Raw genomic sequence first — 26,435 nt, 5'->3', positions numbered from 1 at the left:
AGCGCCGTGATGACAATGAAAATAATACATATAAATCATTGTGAGATCTTCAAATCCAACTAGTTGGAATATGTATTGTATGACTACAGTAGTAACAAGGGGGAAACTTCGTCTGAATTAATTGAGATTCCTATAAATAGACTAAGTTAAAAGATATGGAATTTGTATTCATTCAGAAGTTTTATGGATACTCAGTAGAATAAAGTAAAAAGATGCTGCCCTTTGAATTAAATTCAAAGGGCAGTTAGTCAATTTTATGAAATTGGATAGGTATTGTTTTAGACTGATTTATCGCATGAAGTCTGGCATATCTTTCCTGTACTAGGGGATAACAAAGATTGGAGAATAGCAGATGAGAGAAAACTTATTTTGTAAAATTCTAAAATTGGAAAAGAATTTAGCAGATGCTTCTGTGCAAAAGAATATCAAGTCAAAGCATAGAAAGAGGAAGATCATTCCAGATGAATATTATATAGATGTAATAACGACAGTACCTGAAAGAAGAGCTATGGTAGAGATGGAGTGTATTGATATTTGACAAGAGTAAGTAATTGGTGGAATTTAAATAAAAGCAGGTAACGTGAAAGAATGTTATGTTCTTCCGTTACCTGCTTATTTTGAATTCAATATTGTTAATTTATATCATTTTCTTCCCTTCAACGGCTCAATAAACGATTACGAGCCTTCCGGAATGGATTTACTTACATTCTTCCAAAAGAATCTTTGGCTCAGCGACCATGGAATAATTGGTATGGTAGATAACAAAGCCAGGCGCCGCTCCAGCCACCTTTTTTATCTGCTTTTTTTGCACATAATCCACTTCCACCTTATCGTTTTCACGACCCTTAGAATAGTAGGCTGCTAAAGCTCCGGCTTCTTCAAAGGCCCGGTCGGGAAGCTCTTTTCCATCGGATTTTACGATCACATGGGAGCCTGGGATCCCTTTTGCATGGAACCACCAATCATTGCCGCTTGCCACTTTAAAAGTCAGCTCTTCATTCTGGTAATTGTTCTTCCCTACATAAATATGGAATCCGTCTGAAGAAAGGTAGTGGAAGGGCTTGCTTGTGATCTTAGGCTTTTTGTCGCCGGATCGACGGTGCTTAATGTATCCGTACTCCATCAATTCTTCTTTAATCTGTACAAGATCCTCCTCCATTAAAGCGATGTCCAAAGCAGTACTAACTGATTCCAGATGGTCAATTTCCTGTTTGGTTTCGGCAATCTGATCTGTTACAGCTTCAAAGGTGCGCTTTAACTTATTGTATTTATCGAAATACTTCTGAGCATTTTCTTTTGCTGATAACTGATCATCCATAGGAATGGTAATTTCTTCGTTGGTGTAATAATTAAGGCAGACCAGCTGCTTTTCACCTCCGGTTAATTCATATCCATAGGTATTGATAAGCTCTCCGTAGACCTTATATTTGTCCCGTTTGTCCGTATCCTTCAGCTGCTTGGCCTGCAGGTCGTATTTCTTATAATTTCGTTCCAAAGCAGTCTGGACGATTTTCCGTAAGTCCACGGATTTTTGCCGGATTCTGGTAATGGTATTTTTTGAGGAATAATAGTTTTCCAAAAGTGAGCTGATGGAATCAAAGCATTGGGAAACATAGCCTTCTCCCTGATAACAGGTTAAGGGAAGGGCGGAGAATTCCACTGGTTCTTCCTTTTTATATATAATGTTTGGTGTAAAATGTCCATGCTTTATATCATCCATAATAAAGGAAAACATGTGATACAGATGGACCAGTTCCAGCTCCGTCATTCCATTGGCAGAACGGTCCCCGTCAATGGAGGCCAGATTGCAAAGCTCATGGCCCATAATGGGGCTTAGACCGGTCAGTTTCATATACAGCGCTTTTTGTATAGGTGCGGCTGTCTGGCCGATTACATCAATGAATTCTTCTTCCGTGATGGTAAGGGGATCTTTTTTCTCCATGGTCTGTGGGATAAAATAGGTTCTTCCCGGCAAAACCTCACGTACAGAGCTGACCTGGGCGGAGATGTGCTTTATGCTGTCTAAAATCAAGTCCTCTTCATTGCAAAAGATGATGTTGCTGTGCTTTCCCATGATTTCAATAATCAGTTTTTTAATTCGTTTATCACCTAATTCATCAAAATGCTCCACTTCCATGCATAAGATCCGTTCCAGTCCCGGCTGGCTTACCCGGATGATGCGCCCGTTTCCGATGTGCTTTCTTAAAAGCATACAAAAATTTGGGGCGGTCATGGGGCTCTGTTTGTTTGCCTCTGTAAAATAGATGAGGGGGAGACTGGCACTGGCCGAAATCAGGAGTCTCCATGTGTTTTTCTGGTTTTTAATAGTAAACAGCAGTTCGTCCTTTTCCGGCTGGGCAATTTTTGCGATTTTTCCGCCTTCCAGCCGGTTTTTCATCTCTGCTGCGAGATTTGCCATAACAATTCCGTCTAATGCCATTGTCTGTTCCTCCGGTAAATGGTCTATATAATAAGGATAGTATAGCACAGAATCAACTTTCTGTAAAATTTAAAACCAATTGACTTGTATTTTAATATGAATTATAATGGATGATATCTATGGCGAAAGAGAGGCATATGGAATGATCAAAAGCATGACAGGTTTTGGCAGATGCGAAACTGTCACGGATGAATATAAGATTTCCGTAGAAATGAAGGCTGTAAATCACAGATATCTGGATTTAAGCATAAAGATGCCGAAAAAGTTTAATTTCTTTGAAGCAGGGATCAGGAATCTATTAAAGAATTATATCCAGCGCGGTAAGGTTGATGTATTTATCACCTACGAGGATTACACAGAGAATAAGTTGTGTTTGAAGTATAACAATGCGCTGGCTGCTGAATATATGGATTATTTCGCAAAGATGGAGGCACAATTCGGAATTCAGAACGACATCAAGGTATCGACCCTGGCCAGGTGCCCGGAGGTCCTTATCATGGAAGAGGTGCCGGAGGATGAGAATCAGATGTGGAAGCTTCTTTCAGAAACCATAGAGGAAGCTGCAAAACGTTTTGTGGAAACCAGAGTGACAGAAGGAGAAAACCTAAAGAACGATCTCCTTGGAAAGCTTAAGTTTATGACTGAGCTTGTGGAATTCATTGAAGAACGGTCCCCCAGGATTCTTTTAGAATACAGGGCAAAACTGGAGGACAAGGTGAAGGAATTGCTGGCAAATGCTTCCGTTGATGAAGGAAGAATTGCCGCGGAAGTTACGATATTTGCCGATAAAATCTGTGTGGATGAAGAAACCGTACGTCTCAGAAGCCACATTGAAAATACTTGTACAGAGCTTAATGCAGGCGGCAGTGTGGGAAGAAAACTGGATTTCATCGCTCAGGAGATGAACCGGGAAGCGAATACCATACTTTCCAAAGCCAATGACCTGGAAATTTCCGATAAGGCCATCGCTCTGAAGACCGAGATTGAAAAGGTAAGGGAACAGATCCAGAATATTGAGTAGGAGTGTAACGAAAAACATGAATGAGAATGGCATATTGGTAGTCGTATCGGGATTTTCAGGGGCAGGCAAGGGAACCTTGATGAAAGAGCTTCTGAAACGGTATGATAATTATGCGTTGTCCATATCCGCTACTACCAGAAATCCCAGAGAGGGAGAAGCAGACGGCAGGGAATATTTCTTTGTGACAGAAGAACGTTTTAAGGATATGATACAAAAGGAAGAATTGATCGAATATGCCCAGTATGTTAACCATTACTATGGTACACCCAAGGAATACGTTTTAAACCAGATGAAAATGGGGAAGGATGTAATCCTGGAAATTGAAATTCAGGGGGCGCTAAAGGTAAAGAAACATTTCCCTGCTGCGATTTTGATTTTTGTCATGCCGCCCAACGCAGAGGAATTAAAGCGTCGTCTCATAGGCCGCGGTACGGAAAACATGGATGTGATCAATGCCAGACTCCGCCGGGCAGCTGAGGAAGCGGAAGGCATGGAAGGCTATGATTATATCCTCATTAACGATAAGATAGACACTTGTGTGGAAGAGATGCACCGCATGATACAGGTACAGCATAACCGTGCTTCCAATAATATGGCATTTTTATCCCATATCCGGGAAGAATTAAAGAATATATAGAGCCGATTGAGAAAGGGGAATGAAAGATGTTACATCCATCTTATTCAGATTTGATTAATGTAGTAAACAGCGAGGTAGAGCCAGGAGAGGCTCCTGTTGTACAGAGCCGTTATTCTATCGTAATTGCCGCAGCCAAGAGAGCTAGGCAGATTATCGGCGGCTCAGAGCCGGAGATTTTGGGAGCTGGTAAGAAACCGCTTTCTGTTGCCGTAGAAGAACTATATGAGGGCAAAGTGAAGATTTTAAGCGAAGCGGATGCAACAGAAGAAGACGATAATTAGGAAAGAGGCCGTCTCCCTTTTGGATGAGATGGCCTTTCCCATTATAATGAAAGACAGGAGTTAAAACATGAAGTTATTATGTGTTTCACTGGGCTGCGACAAGAATCTTGTGGATACAGAGATGATGCTGGGCCTTCTGAATAAAGACGGATATACCTTTACGGATGATGAGTATGAGGCGGATGTGATTGTGATCAATACCTGTTGCTTCATCGGTGATGCTAAAGAGGAAAGCGTAAATACCATACTGGAGTTGGCGCAGAGAAAGATTGATGGCAAATGCAAGGCATTAATCGTGACCGGCTGCCTGGCCCAGCGGTATAAACAGGAGATCATAGACGAGATTCCTGAAGTTGATGGAATTTTAGGTACTTCCACCTATGACGAGATCTCTCACGTTCTGGCGGAAGCTTTGGGCGGTAAAGAACACGTTCAGCGTTTTCACGAACTGGATGAGCTTCCGGAAGTGGAAACAGACCGGATTCTTACTACAGGGGGACATTATGCCTTTTTAAAGATTGCGGAAGGCTGTGACAAGCATTGTACTTACTGTATCATCCCGTCTCTGCGTGGAAATTACCGCAGCGTTCCTATGGAACGTCTGGTAAAGGAAGCAGAGAGACTGGCTGAGAAGGGCGTAAAAGAGCTTATTTTAGTGGCTCAGGAGACGACTCTGTATGGCGTGGATCTATATGGCGAGAAGTCGCTTCCAAAGCTTCTCAAAAACCTGTGCCGCATATCCGGGATTCAGTGGATCCGGATTCAGTACTGCTATCCGGAAGAGATTACGGATGAGCTGATTCAGACCGTTAAGGAAGAAGAGAAAATCTGCAAGTACCTTGATCTGCCTATTCAGCATGCCAGCGACAGGATTTTAAAACGCATGGGCCGTAAGACCACGCAGACCCAGCTTCGGGAAATCGTGGAAAAGCTTCGGAGAGAAATCCCGGATATTGCACTTAGAACTACATTGATCTCAGGATTCCCAGGGGAGACCCAGGAAGATCACGAAGAGCTGATGGAGTTCGTGGATGAGATGGAATTCCAGCGTTTGGGAGTGTTTGCATATTCGGCAGAAGAAGATACTCCTGCTGCGGAATTTCCGGATCAGGTTTTGCAGGAAGAGAAGGAGGAACGCCGTGACGCCATCATGGAGCTTCAGCAGGAGATCTCCTATGATTTTTCCAGATCTATGATCGGGAAAAGCCTGGAGGTTATGATAGAAGGCAAGGTGGCGGATGAAAACGCTTATGTTGGACGTACCTATATGGATGGGCCTGGTGTGGACGGAATGATTTTTGTTCAGACGGGAGGAGAACTGATGTCAGGTGATTTTGCAAGAGTCCGCGTGACAGGGGCTATGGAATATGATTTGATAGGAGAGTTGGAGGATGAATTTACCGAATAAGCTTACGATTTTAAGGGTTATTATGATTCCATTTTTTGTTCTGTTTCTGCTGCTTGACGGAGGTGCCAATGCATCATACCGATACATTGCGGCGGCTATATTCATTGTGGCCAGCTTTACGGATCTGCTTGATGGAAAGATTGCAAGGAAGTATGGCCTGGTGACTAATTTTGGCAAGTTTATGGACCCACTGGCAGATAAGCTGCTGGTTTGTGCAGGACTTATCTGTTTTACGGCCTTGGGCCAGCTTTCTGCCTGGATCGTTATTGTGATCATTAGCCGTGAATTTATTATCAGCGGGTTCCGTCTGGTGGCTTCTGATAATGGTGTGGTGATCGCGGCAAGCTATTGGGGAAAGTTTAAAACAGTGTCCCAGATGATTTTGTCTGTTTTACTTATCTTAAATATTCCGGCATTGTCTATCCTTACAACAGTGTTTATCTGGCTCGCCACAATTCTTACCTTGGTTTCACTAGTTGATTATGTAGCAAAAAATTACCACGTTCTTACGGAAGGGAGTATGTAATCATGGTTGTTGAACTGATTTCAGTTGGAACAGAACTTCTTCTTGGAAATATTGTAAATACCAACACTCAGTATCTGGCGGAAAAATGTGCTCTCTTGGGACTCTCCATGTATCATCAGGTTACAGTGGGCGATAACAGGGAACGTCTTTCTGAGGCATTTGAGACTGCCTTAAAGCGCTCGGATGTTGTCATCCTGACCGGAGGCCTTGGACCTACGGAGGATGATCTGACAAAAGAAGTCTGCGCAGAGGTCATGGGATTCTCTTTGGTGGAAGACAGCCATACAAAGGAGAGAATCAAAGAGTATTTTAAAAACAGCATTTATAAAGAGATTCCAGATAATAACTGGAAGCAGGCACTGGTTCCTCAGGGAGCGGCTGTACTTGACAACCATAACGGTACTGCTCCAGGACTGATTTTGGAAAAAGATGGAAAGGCGGCAATCCTGCTGCCTGGACCTCCAAATGAGTTAAAGCCCCTGTTCCGCGATCAGGTATTTCCTTACCTTCAGAAGCTCCAGCCTGACGTGATCCGTTCTCAAATGATCAAGATCTGCGGACATGGAGAGAGCCAGGTAGAAAATAAGCTTCTTGACCTCATTGACGTACAGTCCAACCCAACCATTGCCACCTATGCAAAGACGGCTGAGGTGCATTTAAGGGTAACAGCTAAGGCATCAAGTGAAGAGGAAGCCAAAAGTCTTTTAAAACCGGTGGTAAAAGAAATTAAAAACCGTTTTGGGAATGATGTGTATACCACAAAAGAGGAAGAAACCCTTGAAATGGCAGTAGTACGCCTCCTGAAAAAATATGAGCTGACGGTGACTACAGCAGAATCCTGCACCGGAGGACTGATTGCAGGACGTCTGGTGAATGTGCCGGGGGCTTCCGAAGTTTTTCGGGAAGGCTTTATCACCTATTCCAACAAGGCAAAGAGGAAACATCTTGATGTAAGCAAAAGCACCTTGAAGAAGTACGGTGCTGTCAGCGAACAGACTGCCAAAGAAATGGCGATCGGTGGTGTATGTGCGGCTGATTCAGATGTCTGCATCGCAGTGACAGGGATCGCAGGACCGGATTCTGATGGGGAAAAACCAGTGGGACTTGTTTATATGGCCTGCTATATGAAGGATAAGGTTTCAGTGGAAGAATATCATTTTAAGGGAAACCGGGAGAAGATCAGGGAACAATCTGTAGTAAAGGCACTGGATCTGCTGCGCCGTTCCATTCTTAAGAATTATCATTCATAAAACCTTCCGGGAGGAGATAAATTTGGAGACCCGTTTGCTGAAAAAACAGATGACTTCAGCGTACCAGTATTCCTACGTAAGACTGGTGCTGAATTATTATACTTTATTTGAAACCGTAGGGGAGGAACCGGTGATTCCGGAGCGGATCATTGCTTACTGCCGGCAGCTTAACGGGCTGCTAAAAAGTCATTTTTCCGGAAAAGATGCGGAAGAAGAACTGCTTAAGCTCCGCGAGGGTGTTACTCATGAAGTGGAGGTCCTAACTTCCTACACGGACTGCTTTCAGATTTATGAATATGTTATAAACCGCCTGGAACGGAAGTTTATGTCTTTGCCGGAAACCGAAGGGGATGATGAAGGCTTTGCAAAACGTCTTATCGGATTCGTTACGGATACGAAGGAAACGGCCGTTATGAACGGAAGGATCAGGCAGATCATCGGGCAGCTTCCGGTCCGTCTGACAAAACAGAAGTTTTTCAGTCTTGTTATGGAAGGACTGTCCGTTTACATTGGTTCTCCCATAGAGAATCTTAAGGATATGATGTATAACCTCCGCACCGAATCCATGGTGAAGCTTCCTTCAGGAATGGAAGAAGGGCATAAGGAACTTTTTGGGCTTTTGGAACAGTTCCGGATTATGGATTACGGAAATATGACCGCGGAAGGTTTTGAGGAAGCTTCTGAAAAGCTTGGCCTTGCCTGCGAGGGTCTTATGGATGAATCCGGCCTTTATATCTTGCTCCAGGATATCATCAATGACTTTTGTGTTCTAGTATTTGCAAGACCGGAAGCAGTTGTTGATGTGAAGGAGGAAGAACTTTACTGCTCCATGGTTACAGAGATTTTAGAAAAGTTCATAAAAGATGATTATTCCCCAGCAGCAGAAGAGTTTTTTGACAAGCTTACCCAGCTGGAGGGAAGGCAGGAAGCTTATTATGAGCGGTATTTAAGGACCGAGCTTCCGGAAGAGAGCGACGATTGGAATAAAGATCCGGATTACGTGAAAGCTGTAAACGTAGACAGGCTTTTATCCGGAAGCTCTTTTGTAGAATTAAAAAGCCGGGATGAGTGGAAAGAAACAGGTAAGGCAGATGAAGCGGCTGTTGTTGACCGTTCCTATCTGGAGAAAACGGCGAAGGAGTATTTTAAAGAGCTTGAGGAGGTATTCTCTGGCGTCTCCAGACCTGTGATCCGGGCTATAATGGCGAAGGTTTTATCAGGCCTCCCTGTCTATTTTAATTCAATTGACGAAATACAGGCATATATCGAAGGAAGCTTAAAAAGCTGCCTGGATGAAGCGGAAAAGGAAACTTGCAAGGAATTATTGGAAGAGCTGATGGATGATGAAAATAAGCTGGTTTGACCGTTTGTACGTTGGTGAGAAAGCGAAGAAGAAACGTTACCGGATTATTCAGGGAATCCGCAGGTTAAAGCCTGGACCAGGGATTTATGTGATTACGCCTGCTGCAAATGGGAATAATATACTTGATATCTATCCGGCAATAACACTTTTGTGGCCTCTTTACCGGGAGGAGGAATTTCTCATTTTAGGCATTGCGTCCGGTTACTGGGAAGCGTTAGAGGTGGCTGGGAATATCATCGGTGATATGTACCGGAAAACTGGAGGCTTCGATCTGTCTGCTTTTATAGGGAAGCCCCTTTCAGGGATACCTTTATGCCCAAAAAGCATGGGTGAAAGCAACGAAAAAAGCCGGTAAGGTGTGAGGTGTTCATGCTTCATATAATTTTGTTTATACTTAAAATTTTAGGTCTGCTGGTGCTTATCGTATTAGGGCTTGTCCTCACTGTTGCTCTGTTAATCCTTCTGGTCCCGGTTCGGTACCAGGCAGAGGGATCCTATGACGGAAAGGTGAAGGGGAAAGCCAGGATTACCTGGCTGCTACATATCCTTTCCGTAACAGCTCAGTATGAGGAAGACTTAATCGTGAGGATCCGGATTTTTGGCTTCCGCAAAGGAAAGCCCAAAAAGATGGATTCAGAGCTTAAGGAAGCGGAGGATATTATGGTTCAGGCCATGGAAATAATGGAACCGGAACCCATAAGAGAAGCACAGGAAGTGAAGGATGAAATTCATGACAGGGTCAAGGAAATACCAAAGAACCTGCCGCCTCCAAGGGAGGAATTAAGAAATCTGACGCCTCCAAAGGAAGAATCAAAAAAGAAAAAAGGATTCCGGGTCATGGGAGTGTTTGAAAAGCTTAAGAAGAAGGTTCTTATGGCTTTTACAAAACTTAAGTTTTTTTTCCTGCGGATCTGTGATACACTGAGAACAATAAAAGACAAAAAAGATGAGATTTATGCCTGGGTTTCCAACAAGGAGAACCAGAAGACAGGAAAGCTGCTTTTTAGACAGGTAAAAAGATTGATCCGCCATATCCTTCCCCGCCGGGGAAAGGGAAATATAACCTTTGGCTTTGATGATCCGTATCTGACTGGTCAGGTGCTTACCTATGCAAGCGTTATTTATCCGCTTTGCCATAAGCATTTGAACCTGTATCCGGTTTTTGACCAGACGGTGTTTATGGTGGAAGGAACGTTTCGCGGAAGGATTCGTCTGGGGACGGCTCTTTTTATAGGATTGCGGATGCTTTTGGACAGAAATTTCAGGCGTTTGCTAAAAGGATGGCTTCATAAAGGAGGAATTGCTTAACGTGGCAGAGAATAATTTTACATCTACGGTAGAGTCGCTGTTTAAGGGAATGGATTCTTTCGTGGCGACAAAAACTGTGGTAGGAGATGCGGTAAAGGTGGATGATACGATCATTCTGCCTTTGGTGGATGTGACCTGCGGCATGGCCGCCGGATCCTTTGCGGGAGATACAAAGCATAACGGGGCAGGAGGCATGCATGCAAAGATGAGCCCCAGTGCGGTGTTAATCATTCAGAATGGAGTAACAAAGCTGGTTAACATCAAACAGCAGGATGCTGTAACGAAAATTCTGGATATGGTTCCGGATTTTGTCAATAAATTTGCCGGCGGAACAAAAGAGGTTTCCTCGGAAGCATTAAAGGTGGCGGAGGAGATGGCCGCTTCTGAAGAGAAGAAAAAAGCGGAAGAATAATAAAGGGATAAGCCGCATAGTATGTTATATAGCCTGAATGGATTGAGGGATGATATGAGAAGAGTATGCGGACTTATGCTGTTCTGCTTTGGAGCGGGCATGGCAATTCTGCTTTTTATCCCGGCGACTATCGTAACGATCCTTTTTATTATCGGATGTCTGGTACTGGGATATAACCTGTTCTGCTGCTGAATAAGCAATGCTGTTAAAAATAAATGAGGCCAGCCTTTTAAAGAGTCCGGCCTCATGAAAAAAAGGCAAAAAAATACTCCTGACTGTCATCAGCCAGGAGTTTCCTTCGATTAAGCTCTTTCAACTAATCCGGATCTTAAGCAGGAAGTACATACGTACATCTTCTTATTAGCGCCGCCATTAACTTTTACTTTAACGGACTTTACATTTGCTTTCCACATCTTATTGGATCTTCTATGGGAATGGCTCACTGCGTTGCCAAAGTGAGCGGCTTTTTCACAAATTGCACATTTAGCCATGATTGCACCTCCTTAAAAGCGACTTGGACTTTTTATGGTTGAAAAATCCACAACAAATGTATGATAACAGAAAACACATGGATTTGCAAGTGAAAATTAAAAATTTGTTTCTTTTTTTGGTAAAATCATGTATAATCAAAACAGACAGAAAGAACGGAGGTAGAGACTATGAAGGGTTATATTAATAATAAACTGGGCGAAATCCAGGTGAGCCCTGATGTTATCGCTATGTATGCCGGAACGACCGCAGTGGAATGCTTCGGTATCGTCGGTATGGCGGCTGTCAGTATGAAAGACGGACTTGTTAAGCTTTTAAAACGGGAAGGCCTGACTCACGGAATCAATGTGAATATCCAGGACAACCATATCACCATCGATTTCCATGTAATTGTAGCCTATGGGGTCAGCATTTCTGCGGTGGCGGATAACTTGATTGAAAATGTAAAATACAAAGTAGAAGAATTCACAGGTATGGCAGTAGATAAGATTAACATCTTTGTCGAAGGCGTAAGAGTGATTGATTAAGGAGGAAACTACCCGTGGGTATGAAGTATATAGACGCCAAAATGCTGCAAAAGGCATTTCTGGCAGGAGCAAAAGGACTGGAAGCAAAGAAAGAATGGATTAACGAACTGAATGTGTTTCCAGTGCCGGATGGAGATACCGGTACCAACATGACCATGACGATCATGGCAGCGGCAAAGGAAGTGGCTGCCATTGAAAATCCCACCATGGAATCGTTAGCAAAAGCAATTTCCTCCGGTTCATTAAGAGGAGCGAGAGGAAACTCCGGTGTGATCCTGTCCCAGTTGTTCCGTGGTTTCACAAAAGAGATCGCTGCCGCCAATCAGGTGACTGCCACCGTTTTAGCCAATTCCTTTGTACGGGCAACAGAAACTGCTTATAAAGCAGTTATGAAACCAAAAGAGGGAACCATTCTAACTGTAGCCAGAGGAATGGCAGAAAAGGCTGCGGAGCTGGTGACCGAGACAGAGGATATCCTTGAGTTCTGTCAGAAGGTAATCGAACATGGTGATTATGTATTAAGCCAGACGCCTGAGATGCTTCCGGTTTTAAAACAGGCTGGTGTTGTAGATTCCGGCGGCCAGGGCCTTATGCAGGTAATGAAGGGTGCCTTTGACTGTCTGTCGGGCAAAGAGGTTGACTTATCCGTAGAGGTCGAAAAGCGCCCGGTTGATGCTGCCGGAGCCTCAGGAGCAACAACTGCTGACATTGATATCCGGTTCGGTTATTGTACCGAGTTTATCATTAATCTGGAAAACCACTATGATGATAAGAAGGAACACGATTTCAAGGGATACTTGGAATCCATCGGTGATTCCATTGTGGTTGTTTCGGACGATGACGTGGTAAAAGTCCATGTCCATACCAATGATCCGGGACTTGCAATCCAAAAGGCCCTTACTTATGGTTCCTTATCCCGCATGAAGATCGATAATATGAGGGAAGAGCATCAGGAAAAATTGATTAAAGAATCGGAAAAACTTGCAGCACAGCAGAAGGCTGGGGTCGAAAAAAAGGCGGAGCAGAGAAAGCCCTATGGATTTATATCCGTATCTGTCGGGGAAGGTCTTGATGAAATATTCCGGGGGATCGGCGCAGATTATCTGATCCAGGGCGGTCAGACCATGAACCCAAGTACAGAGGATATGTTAAATGCCATCGAAAAGGTGAATGCCGACACCATCTATATCCTGCCAAACAATAAAAACATCATATTGGCTGCTGAGCAGGCCAAGAGCCTGGTGGAAGACAAGAAGGTTATTGTGATTCCTTCAAAAACCATACCTCAGGGCATTACTGCCATCATCAATTTTGCTCCGGATTTATCGCCGGAGGATAATGAAAAGATTATGACAGAAGAGATGTCCCGAGTGAAAACAGGACAGGTTACCTATGCGGTCCGCAATACCATGATCGATGATATTGAGATCCGGGAAGGGGATATCATGGCGCTTGGCGACAGTGGTATTCTGGCGGTTGGAAAGGAAATTGAGTCAACGGTGTTAGAAGCCATGGAAGCCATGGTGGAAGAAGAATCTGAATTAGTGACCATTTATTACGGCAAGGATGTCAAAGAAGAGGCTGCAAAAGAGCTTAAGGAAAAAGCAGAAGAGCTGTTTTCCCATTGCGAGGTAGAGCTTCATGCAGGCGGCCAGCCGATTTATTATTATCTCATATCAGTAGAATAAAAAGAGCCAGCGGCATTTTATATACCGGGCAGACGAGGCCTGTCTGCCCGGTTTTGCTGTGCAGGTAAAAAGAAAGGAGGGGAACCCGTCTTTGAATGGTGAGTCTATTGATTCCTTAAAGGGAATCGGTGAAAAAACAGGGAAATTGTTTCAAAAGGTGGGAGTGATAACCGTTGGGGATCTTCTGGAATATTATCCAAGGGCCTATGACACCTATGAGGAGCCATGCCCTATTGGGGAGCTTAAACCGGATCAGGTGATGACTGTGGCCGGTATGCTTTATAAGACTCCGGATGTAAAACGGTACAGCCATATTCAGGTCATCACAACAACTTTAAAGGATATGACGGGAACTCTTTTGCTCACCTGGTACAATATGCCCTATCTTCACTCCACTTTAAAAGCGGGGACACGGGCTATTTTCCGTGGCAGGGTGGTAAAGAAAAGCGGGCGTCTTACTATGGAACAGCCTGAGGTATTTACGGAAGAGGCTTATGAGCAGGTGGTGCATTCCATGCAGCCTGTTTACGGTCAAACCAAGGGACTGAGCAATAAAACCATTGTAAAAGCTCAACGACAGGCGTTAAGCCTCCGGAGTATGGTACGGGATTATATGCCTGCTGATTTGCGAAAAAAACACGAACTGGCGGAATATAATTTTGCAATTGAACATATTCATTTTCCGACGGACCGGAATGAACTGTTATTTGCCAGAAAAAGACTGGTGTTTGACGAATTTTTTCTTTTTCTCATGGCGGTCCGGCGTTTAAAGGATGGCAGAGAGGATAAAAAAAGCGCATATATCTTGAGTCTCTCTCCCAAAGTAGAGGCCTTGAGGAAAAGTCTTCCCTATTCTCTTACCAATGCCCAGGATAAGGTTTTAAATGAGGTATACGGCGATCTCTCGGGAGGCAGGGTCATGAACCGGCTTATTCAGGGAGACGTAGGCTCCGGTAAGACGATTATTGCCATACTTGCCCTTCTTCAGGCGGCGTATAACGGATATCAGGGAGCTCTTATGGCGCCTACGGAGGTACTGGCAAAGCAGCATCTTGAATCCATGACAGAGCTGTTTGCTGCGCATCAGATTGACAAAAAGCCCATACTTGTTACAGGCTCCATGACGGCGAAGGAAAAAAGGATTGCTTACGAAAAGATTGCTTCCCATGAGGCGGATATCATTATCGGAACCCATGCCCTCATACAGGAAAAGGTGGTATACGATAATCTGGCACTGGTGATCACCGATGAACAGCATCGGTTTGGAGTCGGCCAACGGGAATTGCTGGGGAAAAAGGGAGAAGAGCCTCATGTTATGGTTATGAGTGCCACACCCATCCCACGGACCCTCGCTATTATCATTTACGGAGATCTGGACATATCAATCATTGATGAGCTGCCGGCAAACCGTTTGCCTATTAAAAACTGTGTTGTAGATACCGGCTGCCGGGGGAAGGCCTATGAATTTATCCGGAAAGAGATAGCAAGCGGCCGGCAGGCCTATGTGATCTGCCCTATGGTGGAAGCCAGCGAGATGATTGATGCGGAAAATGTAGTGGATTATACGAAAACCTTAAGAGAGGCACTTCCGGGAATATCTGTTGAATATCTTCATGGGAAAATGAAGCCTAAGGAGAAAAATGAAATCATGGAGAGATTTGCCGGCGGGGAAATCAAAGCTCTGGTTTCCACGACTGTAATTGAGGTAGGAGTGAATGTTCCCAACGCAACGGTAATGATGATTGAGAATGCGGAGCGCTTTGGGCTGGCTCAGCTTCACCAGCTGAGAGGGCGTGTAGGGCGGGGTAAATATCAGTCTTACTGTATTATGGTAGGAGCGTCGGAACAGGAAGGGACGAAAGAACGCCTGGAAATCTTAAACCAGTCCAATGACGGCTTTTTTATTGCCTCAGAGGATTTAAAGCTCCGGGGACCCGGCGATATTTTCGGAATCAGGCAGAGTGGGGATCTGGAATTTAAACTGGGGGATATTTTTACGGATGCAAACCTGTTAAAGACTGTATCTGAAGAAGTGAAACGGCTTTTTCATGTGGATCCGGAGCTGGAAAAAGAGGAACACCAGGAACTGAAAGGTAAGCTGCAGGAGTATCTTGAGAAAAGCTATGATAAGCTTAATTTATAGTTAAAATTATCTGATTGTCTGATTTTTGCAGAAAATATTTGCAATAATCGACTGCAAATGATAAACTTATTTACGTAAAATTATGAATGCAGGGAAACAGGAGGAATGTAATGAGTAGAAAAACCTTAAAATTTGATGCAAAGGATGCCATGAGGGATGCGATGGTAAGTCCTTATATGGTTACAATAATTGTTGGTGTCATCATGGTTATATTATCTGTTGTACAGGGATTTCTTGATATATGGCAGGAGATGATAGGTAATGCGAACGCTTACGGGGATTTAGGCCAGAGCGGAGCATTTGCAGCCAGCAGCATTATTTTTTTAATTATTAATATTGTTGTTAGTACTATTATCCAGTTTGGGTATCAGTCTTACTGTTTAAAAGTTGCAAACAGGGATGATACTATGTCATATGGGGATTTATTCGGATCTGTAAGGTATTTTTTTAAAGCTCTTGGATTGATTCTCATGGTGTCTTTACTTACTTTTTTGTGGACCCTGCTTCTGATTATTCCGGGTATTATAGCTGCTTACCGCTATTCACAGGCTATTATTATTATGGTTGAGGATCCTAGTAAAGGTATTATGCAATGCATTCGTGAAAGTAAGGAAATGATGGTAGGACATAAGTGGGAATTCTTTGTTCTGGAGCTGTCCTTTATTTTATGGCAGCTTTTGGGCCTTGTCACCTGTGGTATTGCTTTCATTTATGTATATCCTTATATGAAGGTTACCTTTGCTAATTATTATTGTGCAATAAAGCCTAATGCGGTTGTATATGAAGAAGCGACTGTAATTGAGTAATGATAAAAGGGTTCAAACTTTTTTAAGAGGTTGAACCCTTTTGTACGGCAAATGAGTGGAGGAGCACGGAAGATGAAGTGTGTGATAATTGGAATTGCCGGAGGAACCGGCTCAGGGAAGTCGACCTTTACCAACCGGTTAAAGGATGCATTTTGTGACGATATCGCGGTTATTTATCATGATAATTATTATAAAAAGCAGGACGGGATCTCTTTTGAAGAGAGAAAGAAAATGAATTATGACCATCCCGAAGCTTTTGAAACAGAACTTTTGCTGGAGCAGCTTCAAATGCTTCGTGCAGGAGTAGCGGTTGATTGCCCTGTTTATGATTATTCCATGCACAACCGTTCTCAAAATATAGTGAAAGTGGAGCCTAAAAAGGTTATTTTAGTTGAGGGAATCCTGGTTTTTGCGGATGAGCGCTTAAGAAGCATGTTTGATATAAAGATCTTTGTGGAGGCTGACGCCGATGAACGGATCCTTCGCCGGGTGATCCGGGATGTAAAGGAAAGAGGCCGGGATATCGAGGGTGTTGTGGAACAGTATTTAACCACAGTTAAGCCAATGCATTATTTGTTTGTGGAGCCTACGAAACCAATGGCGGATGTTATTATAAACAGCGGCATGAATGAGGTAGCGTTTCAATTGGTGAAAACGAATATTGAAAAGATTTTGGAGTCTGGTAATCAGGGTTAAAAATGTATCTGTATGAGAATGTTTTTGAAGGCTCGATTTTTTCCAGAAAAAAACATTTTACGAAAAACCTTCTAGTGTATTTCATTCTATTCCAGCCATAATAGGAGTGTAGCACAAAACACACCATGAATTATTAAAAAAACAAAATCATGGTGAATAGATGAAAAGGAGGCATATCATTATGTCAGGTAGATCTAATACTACAAATGTACCAGAGGCAAAAGAAGCAATGGATCGTTTTAAAATGGAAGTAGCCAGCGAGATTGGTGTTCCGTTAACCAACGGTTATAACGGTAACTTAACTTCTGCTCAGAACGGTTCCGTAGGCGGTTATATGGTTAAGAAGATGATCGAAGCCCAGGAAAGACAGATGGCAGGTAAATAATCTGTAAAAAAAAATGAAACACCCTTCGAATATAACAAGAAATAACATTTAGTCCAATAGCATGGACGATTGAAGGGAAGCAGGAGCTGCAGTTTCGTAACTGATAATCAGTTATGGGGGCTGCGGCTCCTGTTTTTTTTGATTTGGGGTGGGAGAAGTGGCTGGAAAGGGTTGGTGCGGTAGTTGAGTCCGCCATGGAACCCTGACTGCACGGAGCGCAGTCAGGGTCGCGGGCTTCGCCCTATGAAAAAATACAGAAGTTCAGGTGCTTATGTGCAAGCACAACGCGCCTGAATTTCTGCATTTTTTCACCATGGCTCATTGCTGGCGCGAAAAATCAGTTGTATATCTACCGATTTCATACTATAATGGTTTGGAAAAATAAAGTGAGGAATTGTTATGAGAGTAATAGCAGGAAAAGCCAGGAGGCTTGTTTTGAAGACCATAGAGGGGCTGGATACGCGGCCTACGACAGATAGAATTAAAGAAACACTTTTTAATATGATACAAGGGGACATGCCTGATTGCTGTTTTCTGGATTTATTCTCTGGCAGCGGGGCTATCGGAATCGAAGCGCTGAGCCGGGGCGCCAGGCTGGCGGTCATGGTGGAACAGAATCCGGGGGCAGCGGAATGTATCCGTGAGAATTTAAAGACCACCAAACTGGAGGATGGCGCAATTGTGATGAACTGTGACATCATGACAGGACTTGGAAGGCTTTCTGGGAAAGGGTATGTGTTTGATTTTATATTTATGGACCCTCCCTATAATCAAGATTGGGAAAAAAAGGCTTTGCAGGAACTGGCTGATTCCCGGCTGATTGATGAGGATACGACAATTATTGTGGAAGCTTCTTTAGAGACTTCTTTTGATTTTTTGGAGAATCTGGGATACCGGACGTTAAGGGAAAAGAATTATAAAACCAATAAGCATGTTTTTATAACAAGGAAAAAACTATAAGAAATTGCCTGAAATACATGGACAACAATAAGGAAAAGGAAGAGACCATATGAAAAAAGCAGTGTACCCGGGTAGCTTTGATCCGGTGACTTTTGGTCATCTGGATATTATTGAACGTTCTGCCAGGATGTCGGACCATCTGATCATAGGAGTTTTAAATAATAATTCAAAAACTCCGTTGTTTTCTGTAGAAGAACGTGTTAATATGTTAAAGAGCCTTACGAAAGATCTTCCCAATGTGGAGGTAGAGTCGTTTGGAGGGCTTTTGGTAGATTTTGTACGAGCCAATCAGGCGGATGCAGTGATTCGCGGGCTTCGGGCTGTAACGGATTTTGAATATGAATTGCAGATCGCACAGACAAACCGGGTCATGGCCCCAGAGATTGATACTGTGTTTTTGACAACGAATTTAAAATATTCTTACTTGAGTTCCAGCATTGTGAAGGAGATTGCCGCCTATGGTGGAGAGATAAACACGTTTGTACCTGCATGCGTTGCAGAGCGTGTAATGAAGAAGATGGAAGATAGAATGAAATAAGGGTAAGGAGTGTTCGTATATGATGAGCAGAATTGAACAGTTAATCGGTGAAATTGAAGAATATATTGACAGCTGTAAATACCAGCCGCTCTCCAACAGTAAGATTGTGGTCAACAGGGATGAACTTGAAGAGCTTTTGGTAGAGCTTCGTCTGCGCATTCCGGATGAAATTAAGCAGTATCAGAAGATCATCAGCAACCGTGACGCCATTATGAATGAAGCCCGCCAGCAGGCGGATTCTATTTTGGCCCAGGCCAATGCTCAGACAAATGAGCTGGTTAATGAGCATGAAATTATGCAGAAAGCATACACCCAGGCCAATGATATTATTGAACAGGCCAACAGCCAAGCCCAGCAGATTGTGGAGCAGGCGGTTTCTGACGCCAATGGAATCAGGCAAAGCTCTGTCCAGTATACGGATGACATGTTAAAGAGCCTTCAGACTATAATCAGTCATTCCATGGAAGGAGCTCAGGGCCGTTTTGACGCGTTTATGACTTCCATGCAGTCAAGCTATGATATCGTCTCCTCTAACCGCCAGGAGCTGACAGGAGCTGTCATGCCCGTGGAAGGAACAGAAGAAAACGGGACAACAGAATAAAAAGTATGATGGTAAGGAAGCTGTGAAGTACTTTCCAAGCTACATAGTGCCGGATGGATAATCCGGCATTTTTTATAACACTCTTTGTCTGAAAGATGCCGGATAATCCGCCGAATGCGGTTACGGTTCCGATCCATAAGCCTGCGGAGATTCCTGTAAAAGCACGAGAAACGGCCTTGATTCCTGTGGTCATTTCAACAAATCCCAGGATAAGGGCCTTATACTGAGGGAGGTTTATGGGGAGCTTTGTTATGTAGAGGGCCAGTATGGAAAAAAGCATGATATATCCCCCGATTTTTACCATAACTTCGCAGGAATCCATTAAGCTGTCATCAAAGGATTTGGAGGATTCTCTGGTTACAGGAAGGGACAGGGCAGGTCCGTTTATGCCATAACAGCTCCGGGCTGCAATGGAAAGAGGAATTATGGGCAGGTAGACGCAGACAAGAAGGAGCCAGACCGGTACGGATGATGGAAGCCCTCCGGCAGCATAGCCTAACAAAAACATGGGGCTGGGATGATTGCAGATGGCTAAAAGATATCTTCCTTCTTTTTCGGAGATACGTCCATTATCCATGAAATCACTGCAGGTTCTGGCTCCCATGGGATAACCGCAGAGCAGTCCGGAAACAAGGGTATAGCTTCCTGCATCCGAAAGGCAAAAGAATCGATGAAGGATCCTTCTGACGGGGAAAATAAGGATGCGGATTGCATTTAAGGCAACTATGACATTGGAACAGATCATAAAGGGCAAAAGGGTGGGTATCACGACTGAGCCCCATAATACAAGTCCGTTTCTTGCCCCTTCAAAGGCTGTGGACGGAAAACGGAGCAACAGAATTAAGGCAGCAACGGAAAGCAGACGGAAAAAGGATTTTTTCATGTACACCTGAATAGATTGTTTTATACAATTATATGAAATGGCATGACTGATATGATGGTGATTCTTCTTTTAATACTGATCCTTTCTGTTTTCCAGGTAACCATGATCGATTACCTGTATAATAATCCTACCTTTTACCAGCTCGACGCTTATACCTGGGAAAGCGATGACTTCAGAAGCTTAAAGCTTGGAAAAATGGTGGCGGAATGGGATTTACTTGATTATGATACTTTGACTTCCCTAATGGTGGAGCATCAATATGATCTGACTGGGGTCACAGACAGTGATACCCATACGGACCGACTATTAAAGGTAAAGCCGGCGGAGTATAGAAAGCTCCGTCAGGCCTATGAAACTATTTTATATGATTTAAAGTTTTTTCCGATCCCATTGTCCCTTGAGTCCGGTTCTCCGGATATAAGCTATCAAAACGGCTGGATGGACAACAGGACCTACGGAGGAGATCGAGGGCATGAAGGCTGCGACATTATGGGCGAGGAGCAGCCCAGAGGGCATTATCCGGTGGTCAGTATAAGTGACGGAGTGGTTGAAAAGGTAGGGTGGCTGGAAAAGGGAGGATGGAGGATCGGGATACGGACTCCAAAGGGAGCGTATCTTTATTATGCCCATCTTTACGGCTACAGCAGGCAGTGGAAGGAAGGAGACGAGGTGACAGCGGGAGAACTTTTGGGATTTATGGGGGATACCGGTTACAGCCAGGTAGAGGGGACTACCGGCAACTTTCCAGTCCATTTGCATTTGGGAATTTATTTGCGGACCGATCATAATGAGGAGATGAGCGTAAATCCCTATTGGGTGTTAAAATATCTGGAGAAATACCGGTTGAAATATTCGTATTAATGTAATATCGGTTGGCTGGGTAAAAAAGCAGCTCTTTTACCGAAGCTTGCTTTGCATGTTCCGGTAAGTTATATATTATCAGATGCAAATATCGCTTCCGATAATCGGATAAATGGACGATAAAGCCGGCCTTTTATCGAAACTTGCCTTGCAAATTTCGATAAGCTATATTAAGATTGCTTACATAGGCATAGTTTATTTAATGAAGGCAGAATAACGCGCCTTACTTTGGTAAATTAGCCGTTCGATGAGCCTAAGGTAAATCGAACTTCCTTGACGCAAGATGGGAGCGACAACGTGAAAGAACGGAAGATTTCAGAAGAATTTTTTAACAGAATGAAAGATTTATTAGGGGAAGAAGAGTATGAGGCGTATTTAAAAAGTTTTGAAGAGGAACGGCTCTATGGACTGCGTATCAATACCCTTAAAATAACCCCGGAAAAATTTACAAACATGACAACCCTTAAGCTAAAGCCCGTTCCCTGGATTTATAACGGTTTTTACTATGAGGGAGAAGAACGTCCGGCAAAAGATCCTTATTATTACGCCGGGCTTTATTATCTCCAGGAACCCAGCGCTATGACGCCGGCAAGCCTGCTTCCCGTAGTTCCGGGAGACAAGGTACTTGATCTTTGCGCAGCGCCAGGGGGGAAAAGTACGGAGCTGGGGGCAAAGCTGAAAGGCCTAGGTCTTTTGGTGTCCAATGACATCAGCAATTCCAGGGCAAAGGCTTTGCTTAAGAACTTAGAATTGTGGGGAATTGAGAATATTTGTGTCACCAGTGAGGAACCAAAGAAATTAAAGGAAACCTTCGGTGAATTTTTTGATAAGATACTGGTTGATGCGCCCTGTTCCGGAGAAGGGATGTTCCGCAAGGATGCGGATATGGTGAAAAGCTATGAGGAACACGGGCCGGAGTATTATGCTGCGATCCAAAGTGAAATTATGGATCAGGCAGTAGGCATGCTTGCTCCCGGGGGCTATATTTTATACTCCACCTGTACGTTTTCTGCCTGTGAAAATGAAGACATTATCAGACGGACTCTGAAGTTCCATGAGGAGATGGAGCTTATCAGGCTTCCTCTTTTCGAAGGAGCCAGCGGTGGGATCAGCCTCCCCGGCTGCCTCCGCCTTTTTCCCCATAAGATCAAGGGAGAAGGGCATTTTATGGCGCTGTTAAAAAAGAAAGGCAGTACGGCAGGATATAAGGATTATGGAAAGGCCGGAAGCAAACAGTCTCCCCTTCCTGCTGAACTTTCTAATTTCCTTACCATGGTCTCAAAGCCACTGGAGAGTTCCCGGATCCGGATAAAGAATGATGCGGTATACTATTTGCCCGAACATTTCCAGGAGAATACGAAAGGACTGCGCTTCTTAAGGACCGGACTTTTGCTGGGAGAGATGAAGAAGGACCGTTTTGAACCGGGACAGGCCTTTGCTATGGCCTTAAAGCCAGAAGAGTTCAAACAGGTTGTCTCCTGGGAAAAACAGGATGATAGGGTGATCCGCTATTTAAAGGGAGAAACCATTTCCCTGAAAGACGGAGAGGACCCTGTAAAAGGCTGGTGTCTGATCTGTGTGGAGGGCTTCCCCCTGGGCTTTGCAAAGGGAAGCGGAGCAACTATAAAAAACAAATACTATCCGGGATGGCGGTGGCAATAATGAAGGAACTGAGACTTGATAAATATTTAACAGAGATGGGAGAAGGAACGAGAAGCCAGATCAAAGAAATGGCCAGGAAAGGCAGGATTCTGGTAGATGGCATACCGGAGAAAAGGGCAGAGCGCAAAATCGATCCGGAACAACAACAAGTATCCGTGGATGGGCGTCCAGTGTCCTATGTCCGGTATGAATATTACATGCTAAACAAGCCCCAGGGCGTGGTATCTGCCACAGAAGATTCCCGTTATGAAACCGTGATCAGTCTCATTGAGGAGCGGAAACGGGATGATCTTTTTCCTGTGGGACGGCTGGATATTGATACGGAGGGGCTTCTTCTTATCACCAATGACGGAGACCTGGCTCATCGGCTGCTGTCTCCTAAAAAGCATGTGGATAAGGTTTATTTTGCACGGGTTGAAGGGGAGCTTCCGCCTGATGCAAAGGAACGCATGGAGGAAGGGCTTGTGCTTTCCGATGGAACGCCCACAATGCCAGCCCTGCTGGAAGTACTTAAGCAGGGGAAAAATAAGGTACCTTCTGAAATCCACCTGACCATCCGGGAAGGAAAATTTCATCAGGTCAAACGGATGTTTGAAACTCTTGGGTGCTGTGTGATATACTTAAAGAGAATGTCTATGGGAAGCCTTATATTAGATGAGGCATTAAAACCGGGTGAATACCGCCCGCTTTCAGAGGATGAAATCCTGAGTCTAAAAAATCATGGTAAATAAGGAAACACCCTTCGGGTATCCCTTTATGCCCAAACTACATGGGCAATCTTAAGGAAACACCCTTCGGGAATCTCTTTATGCCCAAACTACATGGGCAATCTTAAGGAAAGGAAGACAAAAGCAGAGGATGTTAGAGGAAAAGAAAGCAGTGATTTTTGATCTGGATGGAACACTGGTTGATTCCATGTGGATGTGGAAATCCATTGATATAGAATTTCTTGGCAGCAGAGGGCTTGCATGTCCGGAAGATTTACAAAAGGAGATTGAAGGGATGAGCTTTTCGGAAACCGCTTTTTATTTTAAAGAGCGGTTCAAGCTGAAAGAATCCCTTGAGGAAATCAAGGCTGTGTGGACGGATATGTCCATTGAAAAATACAGGAACGAGGTTTGGTTAAAGCCGGGAGCAGGAGATTTTCTTAAATATATCACTGAAAGAGGATTAAAGGCTGGAATCGCCACCAGCAATGGCAGGCAGATGGTGGATGCGGTGATTGATTCCTTAAATATCGGGCAATATTTTCAGGTAGTGGCTACTTCCTGCGAGGTGACTTATGGTAAGCCTGCGCCGGATATTTATTTAAAGGTTGCAGGGGAGCTTTCCGTATCTCCTGATCAATGCCTGGTCTTTGAGGATGTCCCTGCAGGAATTCTGGCAGGAAAGCGTGCAGGCATGACGGTCTGCGCCATTGATGATGAATTTTCCAGAGAGATGGAAGAAGAAAAACGGCAGCTAGCTGACTATTTTATATACGATTATCACCAGATACTGAAAAGAAAGGTCGAAATATCATGATGCACGATTATCTTCCCATGAGCCGGGCTGATATGAATATCAGAGGGTGGAAACAATGTGACTTTATCTATGTCACCGGAGATGCCTATGTGGACCATCCGTCCTTTGGCCATGCCATTATCAGCCGCCTTTTAGAGGCCCATGGCTATAAAGTGGGGATTATATCCCAGCCGGACTGGAAGGATCGGGCAAGCATTCAGGTCTTAGGAGAACCACGCCTGGGATTCCTGGTTTCCGGCGGCAACATGGATTCCATGGTAAATCATTATTCTGTTTCGAAGAAACGCAGACAGCAGGATGCTTATACACCAGGGGGCGTTATGGGAAAGCGTCCTGACTATGCGGTTACGGTATACTGTAATCTGATCCGGTCCGCATATAGGAAAGCGCCTGTCATTATCGGCGGCATTGAAGCCAGCTTAAGGCGTCTGGCTCATTACGATTACTGGTCGGACCGGTTAAAGCATTCCATTCTGATTGATTCCCAGGCGGACTTAATTTCCTATGGGATGGGGGAAAAGTCCATTGTGGAAATTGCAGACGCATTGAATAGCGGGATCGACATCAAGGATATCACTTTTATCGATGGCACAGTCTATAAGACGGACAGCCTGGAATCCGTATATGATGCCCAGATCCTTCCTTCTTTTGATAAAATGAAGGCTGAAAAACAAGAATACGCAAAAAGCTATTACATTCAATATAATAATACGGACCCATTTACCGGAAAGCGTCTGGTGGAGCCATATAAAGACAATCTGTTTGTTGTTCAGAATCCTCCGGCCAAGCCTCTTTCCATGGAGGAAATGGATGAGGTTTATGCTCTTCCTTATATGAGAAATTACCATCCTTCCTATGAGGAGCTTGGAGGAGTTCCGGCCATCCGTGAAATTAAATTCAGTCTGATCAGCAACCGGGGGTGCTTTGGCGCCTGCAGTTTCTGTGCTCTTACCTTTCATCAGGGCAGGATTATACAAGCAAGAAGCCATAATTCCCTTCTGGATGAGGCAAAGCTTTTAACAGAGGAACCGGACTTTAAGGGATATATCCATGACGTAGGAGGACCCACAGCGGATTTCAGATACCCGGCCTGTGAAAAACAGATGACAAAAGGGGCTTGCTCCAACCGGCAGTGCCTGTTCCCGGAACCATGCAAAAATCTGAAAGCGGACCATTCGGATTATATCGAGTTACTGAGAAAGCTAAGAAGCCTGCCAAAGGTGAAAAAGGTATTCATCCGTTCTGGCATCCGGTTTGATTATGTGCTGGCGGATCCCGGGAAAAAGTTTTTAAAAGAGCTTTGTCAGTACCATGTCAGCGGACAGCTAAAGGTGGCCCCGGAGCATGTATCGGACAAGGTGCTTTCAAAAATGGGAAAGCCCCAAAATCAGGTATATCGCCAGTTTGTAAAGGAATATAAGGACATGAATGGGCGGCTTGGTATGAAACAGTATCTGGTTCCCTATTTAATGTCATCCCATCCAGGCTCCGGACTTTCGGAAGCCGTGGAGCTTGCAGAATATTTACGGGATTTGGGATATATGCCGGAACAGGTCCAGGACTTTTATCCTACCCCTTCCACCATATCCACCTGTATGTATTACACGGGATATGATCCCCGTACCATGGAAAAGGTATATGTACCGGTCAATCCTCATGAAAAGGCCATGCAAAGAGCGCTTATCCAGTATCGGAATCCGAAAAACTATGAATTGGTTTCCGAGGCATTAAGACTGGCAGGCCGCACCGATTTGATCGGGTATGATAAAAAATGCTTAATCCGTCCGAAGACAGGTTCACCAGGAGGTTTCTCAGAGAATAAAACAGGGAAGAATCCTGGCAGCGGGAAAAGAGGGGCGGCTTCAGAGACAAAAGATCGTCGGGAGCAAAAGAAAAAGACCATTAGGAACATCCATAAAAAAGCAGGTAAAAAATAATCCTGTATTCAAAGTATACCCTTCGGGTATATTCACATCCGAAAAAAGCGGGGTGGGCTCTGCCCCAGATATGCAGGCAAAAATAATAA

29 protein-coding genes are annotated in these 26,435 nt (G+C 44.1%); 26 read left to right on the top strand and 3 right to left on the bottom strand.

What is annotated here, in order from left to right; translation table 11 throughout:
* The first annotated feature begins 352 nt into the window (after positions 1–352).
* Positions 353–538, top strand: coding sequence for a hypothetical protein (locus H171_RS08495; protein ID WP_100304743.1), 186 nt, complete (start codon positions 353–355; stop codon positions 536–538).
* 159 nt (positions 539–697) lie between these two features.
* On the opposite strand, the gene H171_RS08490 is transcribed toward H171_RS08495, so the two are convergent.
* Positions 698–2,440: an Rqc2 family fibronectin-binding protein gene (locus H171_RS08490; RefSeq protein WP_100304742.1), complete on the bottom strand. Its 1,743-nt coding sequence runs from the start codon at positions 2,438–2,440 to the stop codon at positions 698–700.
* 142 nt (positions 2,441–2,582) lie between these two features.
* On the opposite strand from H171_RS08490, the gene H171_RS08485 reads away from it, so the two are divergent.
* The 11 genes from H171_RS08485 to H171_RS24300 all read left to right on the top strand — a co-directional run bounded on the left by H171_RS08485 (position 2,583) and on the right by H171_RS24300 (position 10,838).
* Positions 2,583–3,461, top strand: coding sequence for a YicC/YloC family endoribonuclease (locus H171_RS08485; protein WP_100304741.1), 879 nt, complete (start codon positions 2,583–2,585; stop codon positions 3,459–3,461).
* 16 nt (positions 3,462–3,477) lie between these two features.
* The gene (gene gmk / locus H171_RS08480; RefSeq protein WP_092249511.1) at positions 3,478–4,098 is read left to right on the top strand and encodes a guanylate kinase; all 621 of its coding nucleotides are present in this window, start codon (positions 3,478–3,480) and stop codon (positions 4,096–4,098) included.
* 26 nt (positions 4,099–4,124) lie between these two features.
* The gene (gene rpoZ, locus H171_RS08475; RefSeq protein WP_013272616.1) at positions 4,125–4,379 is read left to right on the top strand and encodes a DNA-directed RNA polymerase subunit omega; all 255 of its coding nucleotides are present in this window, start codon (positions 4,125–4,127) and stop codon (positions 4,377–4,379) included.
* 67 nt (positions 4,380–4,446) lie between these two features.
* On the top strand, positions 4,447–5,787 hold the full coding sequence (gene rimO, locus H171_RS08470; RefSeq protein WP_100304740.1) for a 30S ribosomal protein S12 methylthiotransferase RimO: 1,341 nt from the start codon (positions 4,447–4,449) through the stop codon (positions 5,785–5,787).
* Positions 5,771–6,313: a CDP-diacylglycerol--glycerol-3-phosphate 3-phosphatidyltransferase gene (gene pgsA / locus H171_RS08465; protein WP_100304739.1), complete on the top strand. Its 543-nt coding sequence runs from the start codon at positions 5,771–5,773 to the stop codon at positions 6,311–6,313. The genes rimO and pgsA overlap by 17 nt, the downstream gene beginning before the upstream one ends.
* 2 nt (positions 6,314–6,315) lie before the next feature.
* On the top strand, positions 6,316–7,563 hold the full coding sequence (locus H171_RS08460; protein ID WP_100304738.1) for a competence/damage-inducible protein A: 1,248 nt from the start codon (positions 6,316–6,318) through the stop codon (positions 7,561–7,563).
* Positions 7,564–7,585: 22 nt separating this feature from the next.
* Complete coding sequence (locus tag H171_RS08455; RefSeq protein ID WP_100304737.1) at positions 7,586–8,926, top strand: hypothetical protein; 1,341 nt, start codon at positions 7,586–7,588, stop codon at positions 8,924–8,926.
* A complete protein-coding gene (locus H171_RS08450; RefSeq protein ID WP_330404201.1) occupies positions 8,904–9,281 on the top strand; it encodes a hypothetical protein in 378 nt (125 codons plus the stop codon). The genes H171_RS08455 and H171_RS08450 overlap by 23 nt, the downstream gene beginning before the upstream one ends.
* A 14-nt stretch (positions 9,282–9,295) precedes the next feature.
* On the top strand, positions 9,296–10,234 hold the full coding sequence (locus H171_RS08445; RefSeq protein WP_100304736.1) for a DUF2953 domain-containing protein: 939 nt from the start codon (positions 9,296–9,298) through the stop codon (positions 10,232–10,234).
* A 1-nt stretch (position 10,235) separates the two neighbouring features.
* Positions 10,236–10,646, top strand: a complete 411-nt coding sequence (locus H171_RS08440) for a GerW family sporulation protein (protein ID WP_100304735.1) — start codon at positions 10,236–10,238, stop codon at positions 10,644–10,646.
* 54 nt (positions 10,647–10,700) lie between these two features.
* A complete protein-coding gene (locus H171_RS24300) occupies positions 10,701–10,838 on the top strand; it encodes a hypothetical protein (protein WP_013272624.1) in 138 nt (45 codons plus the stop codon).
* Positions 10,839–10,948: 110 nt separating this feature from the next.
* Here H171_RS24300 and rpmB read toward each other — a convergent pair whose 3' ends face one another.
* The gene (gene rpmB, locus H171_RS08435; RefSeq protein ID WP_025233002.1) at positions 10,949–11,137 is read right to left on the bottom strand and encodes a 50S ribosomal protein L28; all 189 of its coding nucleotides are present in this window, start codon (positions 11,135–11,137) and stop codon (positions 10,949–10,951) included.
* 168 nt (positions 11,138–11,305) lie between these two features.
* On the opposite strand from rpmB, the gene H171_RS08430 reads away from it, so the two are divergent.
* The 9 genes from H171_RS08430 (at position 11,306) to H171_RS08390 (ending at position 19,479) form a co-directional block, all read left to right on the top strand.
* Entirely contained in the window at positions 11,306–11,662 is a 357-nt protein-coding gene (locus H171_RS08430) for an Asp23/Gls24 family envelope stress response protein (protein ID WP_100304734.1), read from the top strand.
* A 14-nt stretch (positions 11,663–11,676) separates the two neighbouring features.
* Positions 11,677–13,350 carry a DAK2 domain-containing protein gene (locus tag H171_RS08425; RefSeq protein WP_100304733.1) on the top strand — a complete coding sequence of 558 codons (1,674 nt, stop codon included), beginning with the start codon at positions 11,677–11,679 and terminating at the stop codon, positions 13,348–13,350.
* A gap of 91 nt (positions 13,351–13,441) precedes the next feature.
* Positions 13,442–15,493, top strand: a complete 2,052-nt coding sequence (gene recG / locus H171_RS08420) for an ATP-dependent DNA helicase RecG (RefSeq protein ID WP_100304732.1) — start codon at positions 13,442–13,444, stop codon at positions 15,491–15,493.
* Positions 15,494–15,603: 110 nt separating this feature from the next.
* Entirely contained in the window at positions 15,604–16,299 is a 696-nt protein-coding gene (locus tag H171_RS08415; protein WP_100304731.1) for a DUF975 family protein, read from the top strand.
* Between the two features lie 72 nt (positions 16,300–16,371).
* On the top strand, positions 16,372–16,995 hold the full coding sequence (gene udk / locus H171_RS08410) for a uridine kinase (protein WP_100304730.1): 624 nt from the start codon (positions 16,372–16,374) through the stop codon (positions 16,993–16,995).
* 181 nt (positions 16,996–17,176) lie between these two features.
* Positions 17,177–17,380, top strand: a complete 204-nt coding sequence (locus H171_RS08405; protein ID WP_038281954.1) for an alpha/beta-type small acid-soluble spore protein — start codon at positions 17,177–17,179, stop codon at positions 17,378–17,380.
* Positions 17,381–17,779: 399 nt separating this feature from the next.
* Positions 17,780–18,340, top strand: a complete 561-nt coding sequence (gene rsmD, locus H171_RS08400) for a 16S rRNA (guanine(966)-N(2))-methyltransferase RsmD (RefSeq protein ID WP_100304729.1) — start codon at positions 17,780–17,782, stop codon at positions 18,338–18,340.
* A 49-nt stretch (positions 18,341–18,389) separates the two neighbouring features.
* Positions 18,390–18,878, top strand: coding sequence for a pantetheine-phosphate adenylyltransferase (gene coaD / locus H171_RS08395; RefSeq protein WP_100304728.1), 489 nt, complete (start codon positions 18,390–18,392; stop codon positions 18,876–18,878).
* Between the two features lie 19 nt (positions 18,879–18,897).
* Entirely contained in the window at positions 18,898–19,479 is a 582-nt protein-coding gene (locus tag H171_RS08390) for a vacuolar family H+-ATPase subunit H (RefSeq protein ID WP_100304727.1), read from the top strand.
* On the opposite strand, the gene H171_RS08385 is transcribed toward H171_RS08390, so the two are convergent.
* Complete coding sequence (locus H171_RS08385) at positions 19,436–20,362, bottom strand: nucleoside recognition protein (protein WP_100304726.1); 927 nt, start codon at positions 20,360–20,362, stop codon at positions 19,436–19,438. The two genes, H171_RS08390 and H171_RS08385, sit on opposite strands and share 44 nt — an antisense overlap.
* 51 nt (positions 20,363–20,413) lie before the next feature.
* On the opposite strand from H171_RS08385, the gene H171_RS08380 reads away from it, so the two are divergent.
* The 5 genes from H171_RS08380 to H171_RS08360 all read left to right on the top strand — a co-directional run bounded on the left by H171_RS08380 (position 20,414) and on the right by H171_RS08360 (position 26,346).
* On the top strand, positions 20,414–21,223 hold the full coding sequence (locus H171_RS08380; protein WP_100307472.1) for a M23 family metallopeptidase: 810 nt from the start codon (positions 20,414–20,416) through the stop codon (positions 21,221–21,223).
* A gap of 297 nt (positions 21,224–21,520) precedes the next feature.
* Positions 21,521–22,885, top strand: a complete 1,365-nt coding sequence (locus H171_RS08375) for an RsmF rRNA methyltransferase first C-terminal domain-containing protein (RefSeq protein WP_100304725.1) — start codon at positions 21,521–21,523, stop codon at positions 22,883–22,885.
* Complete coding sequence (locus H171_RS08370) at positions 22,885–23,616, top strand: pseudouridine synthase (RefSeq protein ID WP_100304724.1); 732 nt, start codon at positions 22,885–22,887, stop codon at positions 23,614–23,616. The genes H171_RS08375 and H171_RS08370 overlap by 1 nt, the downstream gene beginning before the upstream one ends.
* 127 nt (positions 23,617–23,743) lie before the next feature.
* Complete coding sequence (locus H171_RS08365; protein WP_100304723.1) at positions 23,744–24,409, top strand: HAD family hydrolase; 666 nt, start codon at positions 23,744–23,746, stop codon at positions 24,407–24,409.
* On the top strand, positions 24,406–26,346 hold the full coding sequence (locus H171_RS08360) for a YgiQ family radical SAM protein (RefSeq protein WP_100304722.1): 1,941 nt from the start codon (positions 24,406–24,408) through the stop codon (positions 26,344–26,346). The genes H171_RS08365 and H171_RS08360 overlap by 4 nt, the downstream gene beginning before the upstream one ends.
* Positions 26,347–26,435: the final 89 nt, after the last annotated feature.

Source organism: [Clostridium] celerecrescens 18A (genome assembly GCF_002797975.1).
In the GTDB taxonomy this organism is placed as follows: Bacteria; Bacillota; Clostridia; order Lachnospirales; family Lachnospiraceae; genus Lacrimispora; species Lacrimispora celerecrescens.
Note: the sequence above shows the minus strand (reverse complement) of the source record. Positions and strands in the feature narration are given on the sequence as shown.